The organism is Nocardia caishijiensis NBRC 108228 (assembly GCF_001612825.1).
Classification (GTDB): domain Bacteria; phylum Actinomycetota; class Actinomycetes; order Mycobacteriales; family Mycobacteriaceae; genus Nocardia; species Nocardia caishijiensis.
Map to the genome: position 1 here is coordinate 11,839 of NZ_BDBE01000057.1, position 20,629 is coordinate 32,467.

Annotated in this window: 19 protein-coding genes; 1 reads left to right on the forward strand and 18 read right to left on the reverse strand. The window is 69.2% G+C overall.

Annotated features, from left to right (window positions below; translation table 11 throughout):
• Window positions 1-23: 23 nt before the first annotated feature.
• From der to steA, 11 genes are all read right to left on the reverse strand, one after another.
• On the reverse strand, window positions 24-1,439 hold the full coding sequence (gene der / locus NC7_RS27975; RefSeq protein ID WP_067988876.1) for a ribosome biogenesis GTPase Der: 1,416 nt from the start codon (window positions 1,437-1,439) through the stop codon (window positions 24-26).
• A complete protein-coding gene (gene cmk, locus NC7_RS27980) occupies window positions 1,436-2,110 on the reverse strand; it encodes a (d)CMP kinase (RefSeq protein ID WP_067988915.1) in 675 nt (224 codons plus the stop codon). Before cmk ends, der begins: the two co-directional genes overlap by 4 nt.
• A gap of 68 nt (window positions 2,111-2,178) precedes the next feature.
• On the reverse strand, window positions 2,179-3,396 hold the full coding sequence (locus NC7_RS27985) for a pseudouridine synthase (RefSeq protein ID WP_084458847.1): 1,218 nt from the start codon (window positions 3,394-3,396) through the stop codon (window positions 2,179-2,181).
• Window positions 3,397-3,404: 8 nt separating this feature from the next.
• Entirely contained in the window at window positions 3,405-4,061 is a 657-nt protein-coding gene (scpB, locus tag NC7_RS27990; RefSeq protein WP_067988878.1) for an SMC-Scp complex subunit ScpB, read from the reverse strand.
• A 43-nt stretch (window positions 4,062-4,104) separates the two neighbouring features.
• Entirely contained in the window at window positions 4,105-4,986 is an 882-nt protein-coding gene (locus tag NC7_RS27995) for a segregation and condensation protein A (RefSeq protein ID WP_067988880.1), read from the reverse strand.
• Complete coding sequence (locus NC7_RS28000) at window positions 4,983-5,876, reverse strand: ParA family protein (protein WP_067988882.1); 894 nt, start codon at window positions 5,874-5,876, stop codon at window positions 4,983-4,985. Before NC7_RS28000 ends, NC7_RS27995 begins: the two co-directional genes overlap by 4 nt.
• A gap of 185 nt (window positions 5,877-6,061) precedes the next feature.
• On the reverse strand, window positions 6,062-7,000 hold the full coding sequence (gene xerD / locus NC7_RS28005) for a site-specific tyrosine recombinase XerD (RefSeq protein ID WP_067988884.1): 939 nt from the start codon (window positions 6,998-7,000) through the stop codon (window positions 6,062-6,064).
• 173 nt (window positions 7,001-7,173) lie between these two features.
• Entirely contained in the window at window positions 7,174-7,827 is a 654-nt protein-coding gene (locus tag NC7_RS28010; protein ID WP_067988886.1) for an NUDIX domain-containing protein, read from the reverse strand.
• An 18-nt stretch (window positions 7,828-7,845) separates the two neighbouring features.
• Entirely contained in the window at window positions 7,846-9,567 is a 1,722-nt protein-coding gene (gene pyrG, locus NC7_RS28015; RefSeq protein WP_067988888.1) for a CTP synthase, read from the reverse strand.
• Window positions 9,568-9,760: 193 nt separating this feature from the next.
• Window positions 9,761-10,702 (reverse strand): copper transporter, encoded by a 942-nt coding sequence (locus tag NC7_RS28020; RefSeq protein WP_157102204.1) that lies wholly within the window; start codon window positions 10,700-10,702, stop codon window positions 9,761-9,763.
• Complete coding sequence (gene steA / locus NC7_RS28025) at window positions 10,699-11,898, reverse strand: putative cytokinetic ring protein SteA (protein ID WP_067988893.1); 1,200 nt, start codon at window positions 11,896-11,898, stop codon at window positions 10,699-10,701. Before steA ends, NC7_RS28020 begins: the two co-directional genes overlap by 4 nt.
• A gap of 114 nt (window positions 11,899-12,012) precedes the next feature.
• Here steA and NC7_RS28030 point away from each other — a divergent pair, with 114 nt between their 5' ends.
• On the forward strand, window positions 12,013-12,432 hold the full coding sequence (locus tag NC7_RS28030) for an SRPBCC family protein (protein WP_067988895.1): 420 nt from the start codon (window positions 12,013-12,015) through the stop codon (window positions 12,430-12,432).
• Here the strand turns inward: NC7_RS28030 and recN are convergent, their stop codons facing one another.
• The 7 genes from recN to NC7_RS29885 form a co-directional block, all read right to left on the reverse strand.
• A complete protein-coding gene (recN, locus tag NC7_RS28035) occupies window positions 12,433-14,205 on the reverse strand; it encodes a DNA repair protein RecN (protein WP_067988898.1) in 1,773 nt (590 codons plus the stop codon).
• On the reverse strand, window positions 14,183-15,139 hold the full coding sequence (locus NC7_RS28040) for an NAD kinase (protein WP_067988899.1): 957 nt from the start codon (window positions 15,137-15,139) through the stop codon (window positions 14,183-14,185). Before NC7_RS28040 ends, recN begins: the two co-directional genes overlap by 23 nt.
• A complete protein-coding gene (locus NC7_RS28045) occupies window positions 15,136-15,957 on the reverse strand; it encodes a TlyA family RNA methyltransferase (protein WP_067988901.1) in 822 nt (273 codons plus the stop codon). Before NC7_RS28045 ends, NC7_RS28040 begins: the two co-directional genes overlap by 4 nt.
• A 1-nt stretch (window position 15,958) precedes the next feature.
• Window positions 15,959-16,180, reverse strand: a complete 222-nt coding sequence (locus tag NC7_RS28050; RefSeq protein ID WP_307614023.1) for a hypothetical protein — start codon at window positions 16,178-16,180, stop codon at window positions 15,959-15,961.
• A 73-nt stretch (window positions 16,181-16,253) separates the two neighbouring features.
• Entirely contained in the window at window positions 16,254-17,147 is an 894-nt protein-coding gene (locus tag NC7_RS28055; RefSeq protein ID WP_067988907.1) for an HAD-IIA family hydrolase, read from the reverse strand.
• 425 nt (window positions 17,148-17,572) lie between these two features.
• A complete protein-coding gene (locus NC7_RS30620) occupies window positions 17,573-18,721 on the reverse strand; it encodes a tetratricopeptide repeat protein (RefSeq protein ID WP_084458848.1) in 1,149 nt (382 codons plus the stop codon).
• 260 nt (window positions 18,722-18,981) lie between these two features.
• Window positions 18,982-20,316 (reverse strand): hypothetical protein, encoded by a 1,335-nt coding sequence (locus NC7_RS29885; RefSeq protein WP_157102205.1) that lies wholly within the window; start codon window positions 20,314-20,316, stop codon window positions 18,982-18,984.
• Between the last annotated feature and the right edge of the window lie 313 nt (window positions 20,317-20,629).

A 20,629-nucleotide genomic window follows, 5' to 3' on the forward strand; every position in this document is an offset into this window, starting at 1 on the left:
CGCCGGGGCCTTGCACGTTCGCACTACTTCCTGCGATCCTTCTTCTCGCGCACACGCACCGAGATGCGCACCGGCGATCCGTCGAAACCGAACTCCTCGCGCAGGCGGCGCTCCAGGAAACGGCGGTAGCCCGCCTCGAGGAAGCCGGTGGTGAACAGCACGAACGTCGGCGGACGGGTGCCCGCCTGGGTGGCGAACAGGACACGGGGCTGGCGACCGCCGCGCATCGGCGGCGGGGTGGCCGCGATGACTTCCTTGAGCCAGGTGTTCAGCCGCCCGGTGGAGATGCGCTTGTCCCAGGACTCGAGCGCGGTCTCCATCTGCGGCACCAGCTTCTGCACCGCCCGGCCCGTGTGCGCGGAGATGTTCACCCGCTGCGCCCACGGCACCCGCACGAGATCGCGGTCGATCTCACGCTCGAGCATGTAGCGGCGATCCTCGTCGACGAGGTCCCACTTGTTGAACGCCAGCACCAGCGCGCGACCGGAGTCGGCGACCAGGCTGATCACCCGCAGGTCCTGCTCGGTGATCGGCACCGAGGCGTCGATCAGCATGATCGCCACCTCCGACGCCTCGAGCGCCGACTTGGTCCGCAGCGAGGCGTAGAACTCGGTGCCGGTGGCGTTGGACACCTTGCGGCGCAGACCGGCGGTGTCGACGAACTTCCACACCTTGCCGCCCAGCTCCACCAGGGAGTCGACCGGATCGACGGTGGTGCCCGCGACGTCGTGGACCACCGAGCGCTCGTCGCCCGCCAGCTTGTTCAGCAGGCTCGACTTGCCGACATTGGGCTTGCCGACCAGCGCCACCCGACGCGGCCCGGCCACACCCGTGCCTTCGCGCGGGGTCTCGGGCAGTGCGGCGAGCACATCGTCGAGCAGGTCGCCGGTGCCGCGACCGTGGGCGGCCGAGACCATACGCGGCTCGCCGAGACCGAGCGACCACAGCGTCGCGGCCTCCAGCTCGACCTTCTGATCGTCGACCTTGTTGGCGACCAGGATCACCGGGATCTTGGAGCGGCGCAGTTTGCGCACCGCCGCCTCGTCGGTCGCCGTCGCGCCGACGGTGGCGTCGACGACGAGCAGGATCGCGTCGGCGGTCGCCATCGCGACCTCGGCCTGGCGGGCCACGTGCTGCTGCAGGCCCTTGGCATCGGGTTCCCAGCCGCCGGTGTCCTGCACGAGGAACCGGCGCCCGGCCCAGCTGGCCTCGTACGAGATCCGGTCACGGGTCACGCCGGGCACATCCTCGACGACGGCTTCGCGCCTGCCGAGAATGCGGTTCACCAGGGTCGACTTGCCGACATTCGGCCGACCGACCACCGCGACCGTCGGCATGGCGAGGTGTTCCTCACCCGCACCGTCACCGTCGAGATCGGCGAGCTCCCAGTCGGATTCGTCGATCCAGATGCCGTCGCCTTCGAGAACGTCCTCGGTCATCGCGACCCTCCTGTCGTGGCCGAAAGCTGCTGGGCCACCACGCGATACAGCTCGTCGATGGTCTGTTCCATCGTGAGATCGCTGGTATCGACGAGCACCGCGTCGGCGGCGGGGCGCAACGGCGAGACCTTGCGGGTGGAATCGAGGGTGTCGCGGCGCTGCACGTCGGCCAGCACGGCCGGGTAGTCGTCGCCGCGGCCCTCGCGGATGTTCTGGGCATTGCGCCGCTGGGCGCGCGCCTCCGCGGAGGCGGTGAGGTAGATCTTGGCGTCGGCATCGGTGAGCACGACGGTGCCGATATCGCGACCCTCGACCACGATCCGCCCGGCCACCGCGGCGATCTCCCGCTGCAGGGCGACGAGCTGCTCACGCACCTGGGCCACCGCCGACACCGCCGACACGGCCTTGGTCACCGCGTCACCTCGGATCTCGGCCGACACGTCGTCGCCGTCGAGCTCGACGACCTCGCGCGAAGGATCGGTGCCGATCGACAGCGGCATCCCCGCGACGGTTTCCGCGATCGCGTCCGCATCGGTGAGGTCGACCCCCGCGCGAAGCACCCGCAGCGTCGCCACCCGGTACATCGCGCCGGTGTCGAGGTAGCGGGCGTTCAGGCGGGTGGCCAGCTCGCGCGACACACTGGACTTGCCGGTGCCGGATGGGCCGTCCATGGCGACGACGAGCGTGCCGTCGCCCGCGAGCCTGCCCTGGGCCGGTTCCACCGAGAAATCCACTCCGTTCACAGCTGCACCGCCTCGTAGAGTTTGCCGATTTCGTCACGGCCGAGCACCCGCAGGGTGCCGGGCCGCTGATCGCCGAGGGCCACCGGGCCCAGGTGCGTGCGGACCAGCCGGATCACCGGGTGACCGACCTCGTCGAGCAGGCGGCGCACGATGTGCTTGCGGCCTTCGTGCAGCACCAGCTTCACCAGCGACCGACCCTCGTAGGCCTCGAGCACGGCGAACTTGTCGACCTTTGCCGGGCCGTCCTCGAGCTCGACGCCTTCGCGCAGCCGCTTGCCGACGAGCCGGTAGTTGACCTCGCCGTACACAGTGGCCAGGTAGGTCTTGGGCACCTCGAACGACGGGTGCATCAGGCGGTGCGCCATCTCGCCGTCGTTGGTGAGCAGCAGCAGGCCCTCGGTGTCGGCATCGAGTCGACCCACATGGAACAGCCGCTGACCCGCGGCGATGCGTTCGGCGACGATATCGCCGACGCAGGGGCGACCGAGGTCGTCGGACATGGTTGACTGCCAGCCTTTGGGCTTGTTCAGCACCAGGTGCACGAGTTCGTCGCGCACCACCACGCGGGTGCCGTCCACGCGAACCACCGCGTTCTGGGCGTCGATACGAAGACCCTGCTCACGCACGATCTTTCCGTCGACCTCGACGCGTCCCTGGGCGATCATCTCCTCGGCGGCACGACGCGAGGCCACACCGGCCTTGGCGAGGACCTTCTGCAGGCGTTCGCCCTCGCCCCAGGGAAGTTTCGCGGGGCCCTCGGCGGTGTCGGCGTGCTGGTGCCGGGCGGGCTTGGCGTTGTTCAGGATCGTCGGGGCGACGACCTTGCGCTGCGGTTTGGCGGTCTTCTTGCGCGCGGGTGCCGGTGCGGCGGCCGGACGACCGGCGGCCCTCGGTGCGCCACGACCCGCGTCGGAACTCTGGTAGCCGCCGGTGGAAGCCCCGCGCCGGTCGTCGCGCTGGAAGCCACCCGAGGCACCGCCACGACGGTCGTCACGCTGGAAACCGCCGGACGATCGGCGAGGAGTGGACTCGGTACCGCGCTGGAAGCCACCCGCGCTGGTGCCGCGACGGCCGGCGGCCTCGCCACGGGAACCGGCCTGACCGGTGCGCGCACTGCCGCCGCGGGCAGCCGCGGTTCGGTTCGCGCCACTTCGGGGCTGGTCGCTGCGTTTTCTACGATCCGGTGTGCCATCTCGGCGAGCGGAATTATTCATCTGTCCTGTCAATCGTCGGTGCCGAGATCCATATCGGACTCGGCGGGTTTCTGCAGCCTGGTGTACCGGGGGTCGGTGTCCAGGCTCTCGCTGATCTCGTCGATCAGATCGACGCCGGGAAGCAGCGGCGCCAGCGGTGGCAGGTCGCCCAGGGAGGCGAGCCCGATCCGTTCGAGGAACAACTCGGTGGTGCGGTAGAGCGTGCCGTTGGTTTCCGGGTCCTGACCCGCTTCCGCGATCAAGCCCCGTGCCAGCAGCGTGCGCATCACTCCGTCGACGTTCACCCCGCGAACCGCACTGACCCGGGTGCGGGTCACCGGCTGGCGGTAGGCGACCACCGCCAAGGTTTCCAAGGCGGCCCGGGTGAGCTTGGTCCGGGCCCCGTCGAGCAGTACCCGCTCCACATAGGGCGCGTACTCCTGTCGAGTATAGAAGCGCCAACCGTCACCGACGAAACGCAGGTCGATGCCGCTGCCGCGCGCGCTCAGTTCCGCCGACATCGCGCGCAACGTCTGCTCGACCCGCTCGCTGGTGTCGTCCAGGGCCGCGGCCAGCTGTTCTACCGGCGCGGGAGCGTCCACGACGAGCAGCATGGCCTCGAGCGCGGACCGCAGTTCCGCGTCGTCGAGCTGCTCGGACGTGAGTTCAGCCACTAGGTCGCTCATGCTGTGCCTTCCTGCTCCGTTACCGGCTCCGGCCTCGACGCGATCATCCGTAGTCCTCCTCGAAGGTCAAGGCCGCCGCTTCGGCGTCGGGGTCGAGCTCGCCGAGCCAGCTCACGGCCAGCGGCCCGAGCGGGTCGGGCTGATCGAAGGCGATGGTCTTGCCGCGATACAACTCGAGCAACGCCAGGAACCTGGCGACGATTTCCACCGGAACCGTGCAATCGGACACCAGTTCGGCGAACGTCGTCCACCCGCCCGGCCCGCGTTCCCTGAGCCGGGCCAGCACGAGCTCGGCCTGCTCGGCCACCGAGATGGTGTGCATGTGCAGATGGCCGAGCCCGACCTCGGCGACCGGGCGGGGCCGGAAGGCGGCGGCCGCGATCTCGGCGAACGAGGCCACGTCCACCCCGAGGGTCACCTCGGGCAGCAGCCCGGCGAACTGCTCCTCTAGCGCCACCGACCTCGGGTACCGGCGCAGCGCGGCGGCCTCCAACTCGGCGAGCAGTTCGGCCACCTGCTTGAACGCGCGATACTGCAGGAGCCGGGCGAACAGCAGGTCGCGGGCCTCGAGCAGTTCGAGGTCCTCCGCGTCGGTCATCTCCCCCGACGGCAACAGCCGCGCGGCCTTCAGATCGAGCAGGGTGGCCGCGACGACGAGGAACTCGGTGGTCTGGTCGAGGATCTTGTCCGCACGCAGCTTGGTGTTCTCGGCCAGCTCGGCGGTCAGTGCCTTGGTGTAGGCGATGAATTCGTCGGTGACCTTGTGCAGCGCCACCTCGGTGACATCGAGCTTGCGGGAACTGATCAGCGTCAGCAGCAGATCGAACGGCCCCTCGAAATTGGTGAGCCGCAGATGGAATCCGCTGGTTTCCGCCGGTACTGCCTCTTCGGGTACTGCCGGGACCGCAGGTTGTGCCTCGATCACCGGCCCGACCGGTGGATGACCTCGCGTGCCATCGCCCGATACGCTTCCGCGCCCGCCGATTTCGGGGCCCACGTGGTGATCGGCTCACCCGCGACGCTGGCGTCGGGGAATCGGACGGTGCGCGAGATCGCGGTGTCGTAGACCAGGTCACCGAACACCTCGACCACGCGCGACATCACCTGACGCGAATGCAGCAACCGGGCATCGAACATGGTGACCACGATGCCGTACAGGCTCAGCCTGGGGTTGAGGCGGTCACGCACCTTTTCCACGGTGTCGTTGAGCAGGGCCAGCCCACGCAGCGAGAAGTACTCGCATTCCATCGGGATGATGACCCCGTCGGAGCAGGCGAGCGCGTTGACGGTGAGCAGACCGAGCGAGGGCTGGCAGTCGATGAGGATGTAGTCGTAGCGATCACGCACCCCGGCGAGGGCACGGCCGAGGGACTGTTCGCGGCCCACCTCGTTGACCAGCTGGATCTCGGCGGCCGAGAGGTCGATGTTGCTCGGCAACAGGTCCATGCCGTCGACCTTGGTGGTCTGCAGGACGTCGTCGACCGAGGCCTTGCCGCCGATCAGCAGGTTGTGCACGGTGAGATCGAGATCGTGATGGGCGACGCCGAGACCGGCCGACAGCGCGCCCTGCGGATCGAGGTCGACCAGCAGCACACGGCGTCCGTATTCGGCCAGTGCCGCACCGAGATTGATGGTCGAGGTGGTCTTGCCCACCCCGCCTTTCTGGTTGCACATGGCCACGACGAGCGCGTCGCCGTGCTGCTTCACCTGGGGTGGTTCGGGTACCAGGCGCAGCGGACGGCCCGTCGGGCCGATGTCGACGGCCTCGGTGACCTGTTCCGGCCCACCGTCCCACGGTGTTTCCGCTGTCGTCACGATCCGCTGCTCCTTATACGTTTCCTTGCCGGTAACCCCTGTCGAGGGTAGCGAGGCCGGTTCGCCACCCGCCTCACTTTCGTACGGTCCAGCTCCGGATAGACGCTACCGCTCGGACCGCGCAGGTACGGCATGGCAACGCCGGGCGTGTTCGCACGATACCCGGTTCGCCCGATGTGGGAAGGTCAGCGGGCGCGTGGGTGCGCGGTGGCCCACACCTCGCGCAGGGTGCTCACCGTCACGAGGGTGTAGATCTGGGTGGTCGTCACCGAGGCGTGCCCGAGCAGCTCCTGCACCACGCGTACGTCGGCGCCGCCGTCGAGCAGGTGGGTGGCGAAGGAGTGGCGCAGCGTGTGCGGCGACACCGTCGCGCCGATGCCCGCGCGTTCGGCGGCCGTCTGCAGCACCTGCCACGCGCTCTGCCGCGAGAGTCTGCCGCCCCGGTTGTTCAGGAAAAGGGCGCCGCCGCTTCCTTTTCCGTTCGCAGCGAGCGCGGGTCTCCCGCGCACGAGATAGGCGTCGACGGCGGCGAGGGCGGGCCTGCCGATGGGAACGAGGCGCTGTTTGCCTCCTTTGCCGCGCAGCACCACGCACCGCTGTTCGGTATCGATGTCGTCGACGTCGAGACCGACCATCTCCGAGATGCGCGCACCGGTGGAATACAGCAGTTCCAGCAGCGCCCGGTCCCGCAGGCCGCGCGGTCCGCCGTCGTCGGCTCCGCCCTCGCCGCCCGCTGCTTCGAGCACGCGCAGAACCTGGTCGTAGGGCAGGGCTTTGGGCAAGCGTCTGCCGGGCGCGGGTGGTTTCACCGCGTGAGCCACATCGGTATCGGTGATGCCCTCGGCCGCCGCGAACCGGTGCAATCCCCGCACCGCGATCAACGCCCTGGCGACGGACCCGGCGGCCAGCGGTGGGTGATCCGCACCGCCCGACCGCAGCACCATCGTGAATTCGGCTACGTCACCCTGGGATAAGTCCCGCAACGAATCGACGCCGCGGGCGGTGAGAAACGCCAGGTAGCGCGCCAGGTCACGTCGATAGGCGCCCAGCGTGTTGCGCGCGGCGCCGCGCTCGACCGCCAGATGGTCGAGGTAGGCATCGATCTCCCGCGCCAGCACACTCATCCGCGCTTACCCACCGCCACGCCGAGCAGTCGACCCGAAGGTTGATGCCGCGCCCGGTCGCACGACACCACCGTCGGCCCTGTCGCCCGCCGGAATCGTGTACACCGGCCGGGCACTACCACCGGCGATGCGGCGCCGAACCGCGGCTGTGTGGGCGTGCCTCGGAAGTCGCGTCACGACCGGGGATCGGTTCGCGCCTCGTCCGCTTTGCGCCGCAGGAAGGCCGTCGGCTGCCCCGGCCACGGGGCATCGGCCGGGCGCAACGCCAACCCGTTCGACCGAGCCGAGGCATAGGCGAGGACACCGGCCACCGCGGTGGCGTTCACGATCTCACCGGCCAGCGCCGCCCGCACGGCCTCGTCGAGCGGCATCCGCACCAGTTCCAGATCGGCTTCCTCGTGCTCGGGATCCGGGCGGTCGGTCTCGGTGAGCCCGGTCGCGAAGAACACGCGCAGTGCCTCGTCGGTGAAACCCGGCGACAACGCCACGTCCACCAGCACCGACCACTCGGCCGCGGCCAGGCCCGTCTCCTCGGCCAGCTCGCGCTTGGCCGCGGTGAGCGGATCCTCGCCGTCGATGTCGAGCAACCCGGCGGGCAGTTCGAGCAGCCGGGTGCGGATGGGATGGCGGTACTGACGGATCAACACCACCCGTCCCTCGTCGTCGAGCGCGAGGACCGCCACCGCACCGTGGTGCTCGATGACCTCACGCTCGGCGACCCGCCCGTCGGGCATCGCGACCTGATCCTGGCGCAACGCCACGATCGCACCGCTGTAGAGCACCCGGCTCGACACCGTCTCGAAGTCGTGCTTACCGGGTTCGCTCATCGCCGCCTTGCCACCGATTCAGAGGTCCGCGGCCTGCTCCGCGAGCTCTTCCTCCGGGAAGTCTACGGGAAGGCGTTCGGCCAGTTTGTATTTCAACGCGGCGTGGATCAGCGCGGCGAACAGCGGATGCGGCCGGGTCGGACGGCTCTTGAGCTCCGGGTGCGCCTGGGTGGCGACGAAGAACGGGTGCGCCGACGCCGGGTACTCCACGAACTCCACCAGGTGGCCGTCGGGCGAGGTGCCCGAGAACACCAGACCGCTCTTGGCGATCGCGTCGCGGTAGGCGTTGTTCACCTCGAAGCGATGCCGGTGCCGCTCGGACACGTGCTCGCTGCCGTAGGCCTGCGCGACGACCGAACCCTTCTGCAGGGTGGCCGGGTACGCGCCCAGACGCATGGTGCCGCCCAGATCGGCCTCACCGGCGACCACGTCTTCCTGGTCGGCCATGGTCGAGATGACCGGGTTCGCGGTATCGGGCTCGAACTCCGCGGAGTTCGCGTCCGCGATGCCAACCGAACGGGCCGCCTCGATCACCACACACTGCAGACCGAGACACAGGCCGAGCAGCGGGATACCGCGCCTGCGCGCGTAGCCGATGGCGCCGAGCTTGCCCTCGATGCCACGGATACCGAAACCGCCGGGGATCAGCACCGCGTCCACGTCACGCAGCGCGGCCTGCGCGCCCGCCTCGGTCTCGCACTCGTCGGAGGGCACCCAGCGGATCCGCACCTTCGAACGATGCGCGAAGCCGCCCGCACGCAGCGCCTCGGTCACCGACAGGTAGGCATCGGGCAGATCGACGTACTTGCCGACCAGCGCCACCTCGACGGTCTCGCGCGGCGAATGCACCCGCTCGAGCAGGTCGCCCCACACCGTCCAGTCCACATCGCGGAACGGCAGCCCCAGCTTGCGCACCACGTAGGCGTCCAGGCCCTCGCTGTGCAGCACCTTCGGGATGTCGTAGATCGACGGCGCGTCCGGCGTGGAGATACACGCCTCCACGTCCACGTCGCACATCAGCGCGATCTTGTTCTTGAGTCCCTGCGGCACCTCACGGTCGCAACGCAGGATCAGCGCGTCGGGCTGGATACCGATGTTGCGCAGCGCCGCCACCGAATGCTGCGTCGGCTTGGTCTTGAGCTCACCCGAGGGCGCCAGGTACGGCACCAGCGACACGTGCAGGAAGAACACATTGTCGCGACCCACATCGTGGCGGATCTGACGCGCCGCCTCGAGGAACGGCTGCGACTCGATGTCGCCGACGGTGCCACCGATCTCGGTGATCACCACATCCGGCACATGACCCTGCAGATCCGGGCCGGTCATCGCCATGATGCGGTTCTTGATCTCGTCGGTGATGTGCGGGATCACCTGCACGGTGTCACCCAGGTACTCACCGCGCCGCTCCTTGGCGATCACGGTCGAATAGATCTGACCGGTCGTCACATTCGCCGCACCGGACAGATCGCGATCAAGGAAACGCTCATAGTGACCGACATCCAGGTCGGTCTCGGCGCCGTCCTCGGTGACGAACACCTCACCGTGCTGGAACGGGTTCATGGTGCCCGGATCGACGTTCAGATACGGGTCGAGCTTCTGCATCGTCACCCGCATACCGCGCGCGGTCAGCAACTGACCGAGGCTGGAAGCGGTGAGACCCTTACCCAAAGAGGAGGCGACGCCACCGCTCACGAAGATGTGCTTGGTGGCATTTCGAGCCTGATTCCGTTGATGACCCACGGACCCCCACCCTACCGCCTCCCCGGGACTTCAAGCGCAACCGAGGTGGGTCAACTGTCGCGTCGGCCGCTGGCGGTTGGGTGGGGAGGACTCAGCCCGTACCCGGGGAGTTACCCATGTGCTTGCCATATCAGCGGTTTTGTCGGGATCGCCGGCGCGGAAAGTCACCTTTTTGTGGTGGTGAGGTTCTCAATCAGCGGGGCATTGCTACCAGTGTCAGGGAGGTTGCTGAGGGGCCGGTTCCGTATCTTCCGGCTACGCCGTCGAGTTGTTCCGGGAGGGCGAGGGCTGTTGTCACGCGGCCTGTTTCGCGGTCGATGTTGTCGACGGTGGTGACGGTGGTAGCGAGGGGGGTCTGGGCGCGGACGTGGGCGATGGGAGCGTTGCCTTCGGCGGCGCCGGGGCGGCCCGCGAGGACCGTTCCGGCCGCACGGGCGCGCAGGGCGCCGGTGAAGCGGGCGATGGTCGCGCCCTGCCCGGAGTCGTCGGCGACGCCGTCGCCGGTGACGACGACCGCGAGCTGGGCGGGAGCGGCGGGCGTGTCGCCGTAGGCGAGGAAGCCGCCGCCGCGCAGAGTTTCCAGAAGGAGGGCCTGTTCCTGCGGGGTGGCGCGTGGCTGGTCGGTTGCCGGGTCCGCGAGGAGGGTCAGACCGAGCAGGTCGCCCGCCATGCTGCCTTGGTCGACGGCGCCGGTGCGCAGCTGCGCGCCCGCGGGGACGACATTGGTCAGCGCCGAACGCAGTCGGTCGCCCTCACCGCTGTCGAGAACCGCGTCGGTGAGCGCGATCCGGCCCGTCACCGAGGCGCCCGCCGTTTCGAGCGCCTTGCGCACACCGTCGACATCGCCGGGATCGGCATCGGGAGTGGTGAACACGAGCACGCTGCGATTCGCCAGCGTACCGGCCAGAATGCGGCCCGACGCACCGGCGATGAAAGCGTCCGTCGCGTCGAGACGACTCGCGAGCTGGGCATTCTCCGCACTCAACGCCTCGACCTGACCGCTGAGATCATCCTTGTCCGACCGCAGACCCGACAGCAGATCGGCCGCGACGGTCTGCGATCCGAGCACCACCCCGATCGCCAGGGCCAGGAAGATCGCCGCGATGGAAACGGCGTGCGACCGCAGCGAGATCACAGCTGACCCCGCACCCACTCGACGAGCCGGTCCCAATACCCGGCGGCCACCTCGAACACCTCGGACCCGCTCTGCGAAGCCAGAATCACCACGACCACCGCCACCAGCGCCGCCAGCACCACGAACGCCAGCGCCGCGCCGGTCGACCGATGCCGGTACAGCGTCGACACCGCGTTCGCGTCGACCAACTTCGCACCGACCTTCAACCGGGTCAGGAACGTCGCCGGATTGCTGTCGCGGCGGCCACGGTCGAAGAAGTCCTCCAGCGACGCGTGCGCACCGGCCAGCACGATCAGCGACGCACCGTGGTGATCGGCCAGCATCAAGGCCAAGTCGGTCGGCGACCCCGACGACGGGAAGGTCGTCGCGCCGATGCCGAGATCCTGGATGCGTTCGAGCCCGCGCGCGTGACCGTCGGTGTCGGCGGGCAGGATCATCTCCGCGCCGGAGCGCAGGGCGGCAGTGCTGATCTCGTCCGGATCACCGACGATCAGATCCGGCTTGTACTTGAGCTTGCGCAGCGTGTCCGCGCCGCGGCCGACCCCGATCAGGATCGGCGCGTACTCCTTGATGAACGGCTTGAGCCGTTGCAACTCCTCGAGATGCCCCGGCCCGTCCGCGATCACAACCACGTGCCGGTTGCGCAGATCCAGCTCGATGTCGGGCACGCCGATTCCGTCGATCAGCAGCGCGCTCTCGGTGCGCACGAACTCGGTGGTGTTGCCCGCGAAGGCGTCGAGGTGATCGGCCAGCCCGTTGCGTGCCTCGATCATCCGGTCGGCGATCGTCGACTCGTCGAACTCGATGCCATCGACCAGGACCTCGGGTTCCTTCTTGGTCAGCTTGTCGGCGTAGACGACACCGGCGTCGATGCGGATCTTCGCGCCGTCCTTGATCTTGCCGAACGCGTCCGAAGACACCGCGTCCATCAGCACGATCCCGTTGGCCACCAGCACTTCCGGACCGAGATTGGGATAGCGACCCGAAATCGACGGTGACGTGTTGACCACCGCGACGACACCCGCCTCGACGAGCCGGTCGGCGGTATGGCGATCCAGATCCGTCTCGTCCAGGACCGCGATATCCCCCGCGCCGACCCGGCCGAGCAATCGTCGAGTATTGCGATCCACCCGCGCGATCCCGGCGACACCGGGCAGCGTTTCGGTGTTCCGTGACAACAACGCCGGCATCTTCATGTGGCCGATGATGGAGCCAAACCCTCAACCTTTGGTGGAGGCGCGCCGAATCACCGACCACGCCGGTACCCGTATGCTCCCTGTCACAGATACTTCGATCAGGAGCAGAAAACCATGCCGAGCAGCACGGTCGAGACCGTTCTCGACGCCCCACGCGACATCGTCTACCGCCTCTTCACCGAGCGGGAGAGCGTGAGCCCCCACCTGCCTATTCAGGTCAAACTGGTCAAGCAGGGCGACGCGACCACCGGCGTCGGCGCCCAGCACCTGCTCGGCTTCGGCAAGCTCGGTGTCACCGAGGAGATCACCGCGCTGGTCCCCGGTGAGCGCATGGAGTACAAGATCGTGAAGGGTGCGCCGGTCAAGCGGCACGTCGGCGTCGTCACCTTCGCCGACACCGCCGAGGGCGGCACCCGCGTGGTCTACACCATGGAGTCCGAGCCGTCGCTGCCCGTCCCGACCAAGGCCATGGAGTTCGGCCTGCGTCAGCTGACCAACCAGCTCATCGGCGGCATCCGCAAGGCCCTGCGCTGATCAGAGCGAGACACTTCGCTCGGCACGAGCGGTCTCCAGCAGTTCCTCCGCGTGTGCCCGGCCGGTCTCGGTGTCGTCGAGACCGGCCAGCATGCGGGCCAGTTCCACCACGCGTTCCTCGTCGGTGAGCGTACGAACGCCGCTGTCCACCTTGCCTTTTCCGTCGTCGGACTTGTTCACCACCAGGTGCGTGTCGGCGAAGGCCGCCACCTGCGGCAGGTGGGTCACGACGATCACCTGATGGGTGCGGGCCAGGCGCGCCAGGCGTTTACCGATCTCGACCGCTGCCCGGCCGCCGACACCGGCGTCGACCTCGTCGAACACCATGGTCGCCCCGTGATCCGAGCCGGCCAGCACCACTTCCAACGCCAGCATCACGCGCGAGAGCTCACCACCGGACGCGCTCTTGCTCAGCGGCAACGACTGCGCGCCGGAGTGCGCCGAGAGCCGGAATTCCACCTCGTCGACACCGTTGGATCCCGCGTGCAGGGCCGTCCCGTCGACGTCGAGCGGTGCGGAATCCTGGGCGCTCGCCCGCAGTGTCCGGACCTGTACCTCCAGGCGGGCCTTGCCCATCGCCAGCCCGCCGAGCTCGGTACTCACGGCGGCGGCCAGCTTGGACGCGGCCTTGGTGCGGGCGGCACTGAGTTTGCGGGCGGCCTCGCGCACCTTGCCCGCGGCGATCTCGACCTCGGTGGCCAGTTTGGCCAACGCGTCCTCGGAGACGTCGAGGGAGTCCAGGCGGGCGCGGGATTCGTCGGCCCACGCGATCACCCCGTCGATGTCGGGGGCGTATTTGCGGGTGAGCGATTTCAGTTCGGCCTGGCGGTTGAGCATCGAGTCCAGGGCGCCGGGGTCGGAGGGCAGTTCGGACAGGTAACCGCTGAGCTCGGTCGTCACGTCGACCACCACCGCGATCGCCTCGCCCAGCCGGGGCGCGAGCGCGGTCAGGCCGGGATCGTCGGCCGAATCAAGGCGGGCGCGTGCCCCACCGAGCAGGTCGAGCACGCCACCGCCGTCGGCACTGGAGTCGGCGGGCCCGGACAGCGCCTCGTGGGCGGCGGCAGCGGCCTCGCGCAGCGAGTCCAGGTCGCTGAGCCTGCGGATCTCGGCGACGAGCCGGGTGTCCTCTCCCGGTTCGGGCGCGATGCCGTCGATTTCGCCGAGCGAATGCTTGAGCCGGTCGGCTTCCAGGGCGAGTTCACGGCTGTGGGCGGTGCGTTCGAGAAGTTCGGTGCGGGCGTCGAGCCAGGTGCGACGGTGCACCTGATACTTGCGCAGCAACGACGCCACGCCGTCGCCCGCGAACTGGTCGAGCGCGGCGAGCTGCTGTTCGGGCCGCTGCAGCCGCAGCTGATCGTTCTGTCCGTGCACGGTCAGCAGCCGGGAGGTGAACTCACCGAGCACCGCTGCGGGCACACCGCGACCACCGAGATGGGCCCGCGACCGCCCGTCGCTGTTGACGGTGCGCACCGCGATCACGCTGCCGTCCTCGTCGGCCTCGGCGCCCGCCGATTCCAGCACCTCGGTGATCGCGCCGCGGGCCCCGTCGTTCACGTCGTCGACGACGAAACGACCCTCGACCACCGCTTTCGACGACCCCACCCGCACCCGGCCCGCGTCCGCGCGGGCGCCGCTGAGCAGGTGCAGGCTGGTGACGACCATCGTCTTACCGGCACCGGTCTCGCCGGTGAGCACGGTCAGTCCCTCGTGGAATTGCGCGGTGGCCGTCGAGATGACGCCGAGTCCGTCAATCCTGATCTCGGTCAGCATCGGTGTCCTTCCCCGTTCGCTGTCTACCCCGCCAGCCCGTGACCGGCAGCTGGAACTTGCGCACCATCCGGTCGGCGAAGGGCGCGGAATCCAGCCGCACCCACCGCACCGGTCGTTCGCCACGCACCACCTCGGCCCGACCACCGCGTGGCAGGGCGAGCGTGCGCCGCCCGTCCAGGAAGACGATCGCATCGTGCCCGGTCGCCACCGCTTCCACGGCGATCAACGACTCGGGGCTCGTCACCAGCGGCCGCGCGAACAGCGCGTGCGCGTTGCTGGGAATCACCAGCATGGCCTCGAGCTCCGGCCACACGACCGGACCGCCCGCCGAGAACGCGTACGCGGTCGATCCGGTGGGCGTGGCGACGAGGATGCCGTCGCAGCCGAACGCCGACACCGGTCGCCCGTCCACCTCGAGGACCACTTCGAGCACGCCCATGCGTTGTGCGTTCTCGATGCTCGCCTCGTTGAGCGCCCAACCGCGTTCGGTGACGACATCGTCGACCCGGACGGTGACGTCGATGGTGAGCCGGTCTTCGAGCCGGTAGTCGCGGTCGACCACCTGGGCGAGCGCTTCATCGAGGTGCTCGGCCTCGGCCTCGGTGAGAAAACCGATGCGGCCCAGGTTGATTCCCAGTACCGGCACCCCGGTCGGCCTGCCGAGTTCGGCGGCACGCAGGAAGGTTCCGTCGCCGCCGAGGGCGAGCACCATCTCGCAGCCCTTGGCCGCCGACGGGCTGTGCGGCACGACGCGCACCGGGTATCCGCCCGGCTCGTCCTCGAACCGGGTGCTGTCGGCCTCGTCGGCCAGCACCCGCAGACAGATGCCCGCCGCGGCGAAGATCTTCGCCACCCGGTGCGCCGTCTCGATGATCTCCGCCCGGCCCGGATGGGCGACGAGCAGAATCTCGCGACCGCTCTCACGCGAACTCACTGCGGCCCCTCCTCCACAGCCTGGGCGACGAGCGCCGCCACCTGTTCGGCGTCGTAGTCGAACGGGCCGACCTTGCGCAACCACAGGAAGTATTCGACATTGCCCGACGGTCCGGGCAGTGGACTGGCGACCACACCGAGGGTGCGCAGACCGAGCGCACCCGCCGCGGCCGCGACCTCACACACCACTTCGGCCCGCAGCGCCGGGTCACGCACGACTCCGCCGGAGCCGACCCGTTCCTTACCGACCTCGAATTGCGGCTTCACCATGGGCAACAGATCGGCGCCATCGCTCACGCAAGCCGCCAGCGCGGGCAGCACGAGCGCCAGCGAGATGAAGGACAGATCACCGACCACCAATTCGACTGTGCCGCCGATGGTTTCAGCGGTGATGCCGCGCACGTTGGTGCGGTCGAACACGCGCACCCGTTCGTCGTTCTGCAGACGCCAGATCAGCTGTCCGTAGCCGACGTCGACCGCGACCACCTCCCGCGCGCCCTCGGTGAGCAGCACATCGGTGAAACCACCGGTCGAGGCACCCGCGTCCAGGCATCGCTTACCCGCGACCGCGAGACCCTGCGGCTCGAATGCTTCGAGGGCACCCAGCAGCTTGTGCGCGCCACGCGACGCCCACGACACCTCGTCCGGTTCCTCCCGCACGATCAACGGTGTGCCCGCCTCCACGGCCGTGGCCGGTTTCACCGCGACGGTCCCGGCGATCAAGACCCGGCCCGCGCCGATCAGCTCGACCGCGTGTTCCCGCGACCGGGCCAGTCCGCGGCGAACCAGTTCGGCATCCACCCGCGCTCGTCTGGCCACCTCAGATCTTGTCCACGGTCGACAGGGCCTCCACCAGCACCTCGTGCGCCTGCTCGAGAATGCGCGCGCGGCGGGTGATGTCGGCCCCGGTCTCGGTGTTCTCCGCGGGCCCCGGTTCGCGTCGCTCACCGAGCTCGGCGAGCAGTTCGTCGACCTGGGATCTGATCCGGTTCGGGTCGGCCGGTACGTGCGCCTGAGCGCCCGGCAGATGACTGCCGGGCATCGGGATCCCTGGTCGGGGTTGCGGTGACGTGCCGGATGGCGGCGAACTCGGAGTACTCATCGTGCCGTCAACGCTATCGGATTTCCGAATCGACCGCGCGCACCCGTACCGCCCTGCCCGGGTGCTGCCGCAATAGATCCGCGACATCGCCCGGCGCGGCCACCCCCGACACGATCTCGGCGTTGAGGGCGTCCAGCGACAGCGCGATGTAGGTGGGCACCTGCGCAGCGGGTGCGCCGACCGCCTCCTCGAGGGTGCTCACCCCCGTCAGCACGAGGAGTGAATCCAGGCCGAGGCCGTTCGCTCCCTCGATGTCGGTGTCGAGCCGGTCGCCGACGACCAGGGCGTTTCGGGTCCCGGCTCGCTCGACGGCGTCTTCCATCAGCGGCGCGTACGGCTTGCCCGCGACCAGCGGTTCGCGATCCGAGGCGGTGCGCAGCGCGGCGACCATCGACCCGTTGCCCGGCGCGAGACCGCGTTCGTTCGGCAACGTCCGGTCGGTGTTGCTGGCCACCCAGAGCGCCCCCGCTCGCAAGGCATAGGCAGCTTCCGCGAGGTCGGGCCACGCGGTGGTCGGCGAATGCCCCTGCACCACGGCCGCGGGCGGTGTCTGCGCGAACCGGCGGACGGGTTTCAGACCGACCGCCTCGATTTCCGCGGCGAGATCGTCGGTGCCGACGACCAGCACCTCCTGCCCGGCCGACAGGCGCTGACCCAGCATGCGGGCGGCGGCCTGCGCACTGGTCACCACGTCGTCGGCGGCGGCCGGATACCCCAGCTCGGCCAGGTGCCCGGCCACTTTCGCCGGTCCGCGCGCCGCGTTGTTGGTCACATACACCAACCGCTGCGCCGAATCACCGTGCGGGACAAGCGCTTCGGGTGCACCGTCGATCACCTCGGGACCGCGGTACAGCGTCCCGTCCAGATCGAGCAGCAGGGCCTCATATTGATCGCGTAGCCGATTCACACACCCTCACTCCGTCGTCGTGCCGGGTCGAGTACATCTGCGACCCTAGGCGAGACCACCGACAGATTCGGTTCGCCCCGAATCGTCCTCGCCTCCTTCATGATCGGTCATGCCCGGCCGCCCCGGACCCACTGTGCCCAGGTTCATCCCGAGCCCGGCGAGTCGCGTCCCGTTTCGACGTCGGGTGCGTGAGTGTGTTCCTCACCGACATCCACAAACGGCCGCTCACGGCTGATCCGACGAGCGCGCGGTGACGGTGTGGCCGTCGCCCTGCGGACAACGGCATCCTTTCGCCGACCCAGGCAAGGCCGCCGAACCAGCGCAGGTCGATCGGGGTCCAGGTGCCGTGCGCTGTGCCCGCACGCGCAAAGGCCGTCGGTCGGGAGCCATGGTCGGTCCCGGCCGACGGCCGCGAATGCTATGAACTACTGGGCGTCGCCGCCGGTGAGCTCGCTGGCGCGTTCTTCCGCGTCGGTCTCGCCGTCCTCGTCGGCGGCAGCCGCATTGAGGAACCACTGCAGCCCCTCATCCGTGCGGCCCGCCGCCACCAGAGCATCGGCGTAGGCGTAAAACAGGCGCGCGGCGGCCGAGCCGGTGCGCGCCGGGTTGAGGTCCGAGGCCTGCAGGGTCACCACAGCCTGGTCGAACTGGCCCAGGTCCATCCGGGCGCCCGCGACGACGATGCGCAGCTCGGTGGCCTCGTCGCCGGTCAGTGCCTGGGCTTCCTCGCTGCGTCCGAGTTCGATGGCCCGTTCCGGCCTGCCGAGTCCGCGTTCGCAGTCGGCCATCACCGCGAGCAGACCGGATCCACCCGACATGCGTCGCGCGGTTCGCAGTTCCGACAGCGCCTCGGCCCATTCCCCGGCGTGGTAGGCCACCACACCCGCGGTCTCACGCACCACGGCGATGCGACCTGCCCGCTGCCGCGCGGCTCTGGCGTGTGCCAGCGCCAGGCGCGGGTCGTCCTCGAGCAGTTCGACGGCCATCACCATGTGCCGGGCGACGGTCTCGGCGTTGCTCTTGTCCAGGCTCAGCAGATCACGGCGCACGGCCGGATCGAGATCGGAGGCCTGCACGTCCTCGGGGATATCCGGTTCGTCCGGTCGGGCCGCACGTCGATCGGTCGGCCTGCCACCCGCTGCCCGAGCGCCTTCGCCGCCACGGCGTCGATCATCGTTGTCGAATCGGCTGTCGTCCGCACCGCGGTACCCACTCCCGCCACGGTCGTCGCGCCGGTCGGCGCCCCAGCCCGAGCGGTCGTCGCCGCGCGGTGCGCGGTCACCGTCACGATCCGAGCGGAAGCCGCGGGCAGAGCGTTCCTCGTCGCGGACGGCGCGATCGCCGCCACGGGCACGGTCGTCACCACGGCTCGAGGCATTTTCATCACGATCTGAGTCGACGTGTCCGCGATCCGAACGATCGTCGACCCGGGCGGAACTCTCATTCTCACGAGTGGAGTCACGGTCGGATCCGGCGTCGGCACGATCCGACGCGTTGTCCCCCGCGCTCGGGTTGCCGAGCGTGGCGTCCTCCGAATCGCGCGAGTCGGTGCCGCTTGCCGGTGCGTTGCCCACCGAGCGGCGATCGTCCGCATCGAGTCCGGTCGTCTGCCCCTCGCCGCTCGCGAACTCGGAGCGAGCATCCGGGTGGTCGTCGTCCGTTCCCTTCCCGCGCCGAGAATCCTCTACACCGTCGACATCATCGCGCCCGGAAGCGGCCGAGTCGGCACCGCCTGCGACGGAATCAGCGCGCTCGGTCGACGGCTTGCCCTGCTCTGTGGACGTGTCCTCGACCATCGCGCGGTCTGCCGGTGCGTCGGCATCGGCCGCCGAGATCACGCCGAGGACATCGCCGTCACGTTCCTTCCGCTTCTCACGGTAGGTGCCGTCCAGTGGCGCACCGTCGTCGCCGACGAACTTGTTCCGACCGCCGGATCCCCCACTGCGCTTGAACCCACCGCGACCACGGTCGTCGTCCCGACGGGCACCGCGCTCGTCATCGCGCCGCTCGTACCCACCTCGATCCGACCTGCCACCCCGCGAGTCACTGTCGTCACGGCGGAACCCACCACGATCCGCGCCACGATCGAATCCACCGCGCGAACGGTCGCCACCCTCGCCGCGACGGAACCCACCGCGCGAACGATCATCGCCCTCCCCACGACGGAAACCACCACGATCGGAACCACCGCCCGAACGGTCATCGCCTTCATTGCGGCGGAAAGCACCACGATCCGAACCACCACGACGGTCGTCGTTGCCACGGAAACCACCACGATCGGAACCACCGCGCGAACGGTCATCGCCTTCGTTACGGCGGAAACCACCACGATCCGAGGTACCGCGCGAACGATCGTCACCCTCGTTCCGCCTGAAGCCGCCACGGTCCCCACGATCGGAACCGCCACGCGAACGGTCATCGCCTTCATTGCGGCGGAAACCACCACGATCCGAACCACCGCGCGAACGATCGTCACCCTCGTTCCGCCTGAAGCCGCCACGGTCCCCACGATCGGAACCGCCACGCGAACGGTCATCGCCTTCATTACGGCGGAAACCACCACGATCCGAACCACCACGACGGTCGTCGCTACCACGGAAACCACCACGGTCACCGCCGCGATCGAACCCACCGCGCGAACGGTCGCCGCCGTCATCGCGACGGAAACCGCCACGATCGCCGCCGCGATCAGAGCCACCGCGCGAGCGATCATCGCCCTCGCTACGGCGGAAGCCGCCATGGTCCCCGCGATCAGAGCCACCGCGCGAGCGATCATCGCCTTCACTGCGGCGGAAACCACCACGATCCGAACCACCACGACGGTCGTCGTTGCCACGGTAACCACCACGGTCACCGCCGCGGTCGAACCCACCGCGCGAGCGATCATCGCCTTCGTTGCGGCGGAAGCCACCGCGATCGGAGCCGCCACGCGAACGGTCATCGCCTTCGCCACGCCGGAAACCGCCACCGCCGCGCGGACGGCCGTCGTCGTTGCGACGGAAGCCGCCGCGGTCTCCCACGCGGTCGAAACCGCCTGCGGGACGGTCGGATTCATCGCGGCGGCGGTAGCCGCCACGGTCACCGGAACTTCCGCGTGCGGCGTCGTCGCGACGCGGGTAACCGCCGCGATCCGAACCGCCCCGATCGCCGGAGCCGCCACGATCGTCACGGTTGTAGCCGCCGCGACCGGAGCCGCTTGAGCCACGGTTATCGCCCTGGCCACCACGGGGGCGGTCGGTCGGTTCGCCGCGTCGGCCGAAACCGCGGGCGTCTCCGTCCCTGCGGAAAGACTTCCGTCCGTCGTTGTGTTCCGACACGGCGATCCCTTTCTAGGTTCCCCGGCCTCCGGGGAGAGTTGTCATGGCCCCGCCTGCAAAGAATTCAACCACGGGCGGACGACGGGGCATCGTCCGCCTGGCGTGCCGGGCGCATTTCTTGCCCACAAACGCCGATAGGGGACCCAAATAAGGGTCCCCTATCGC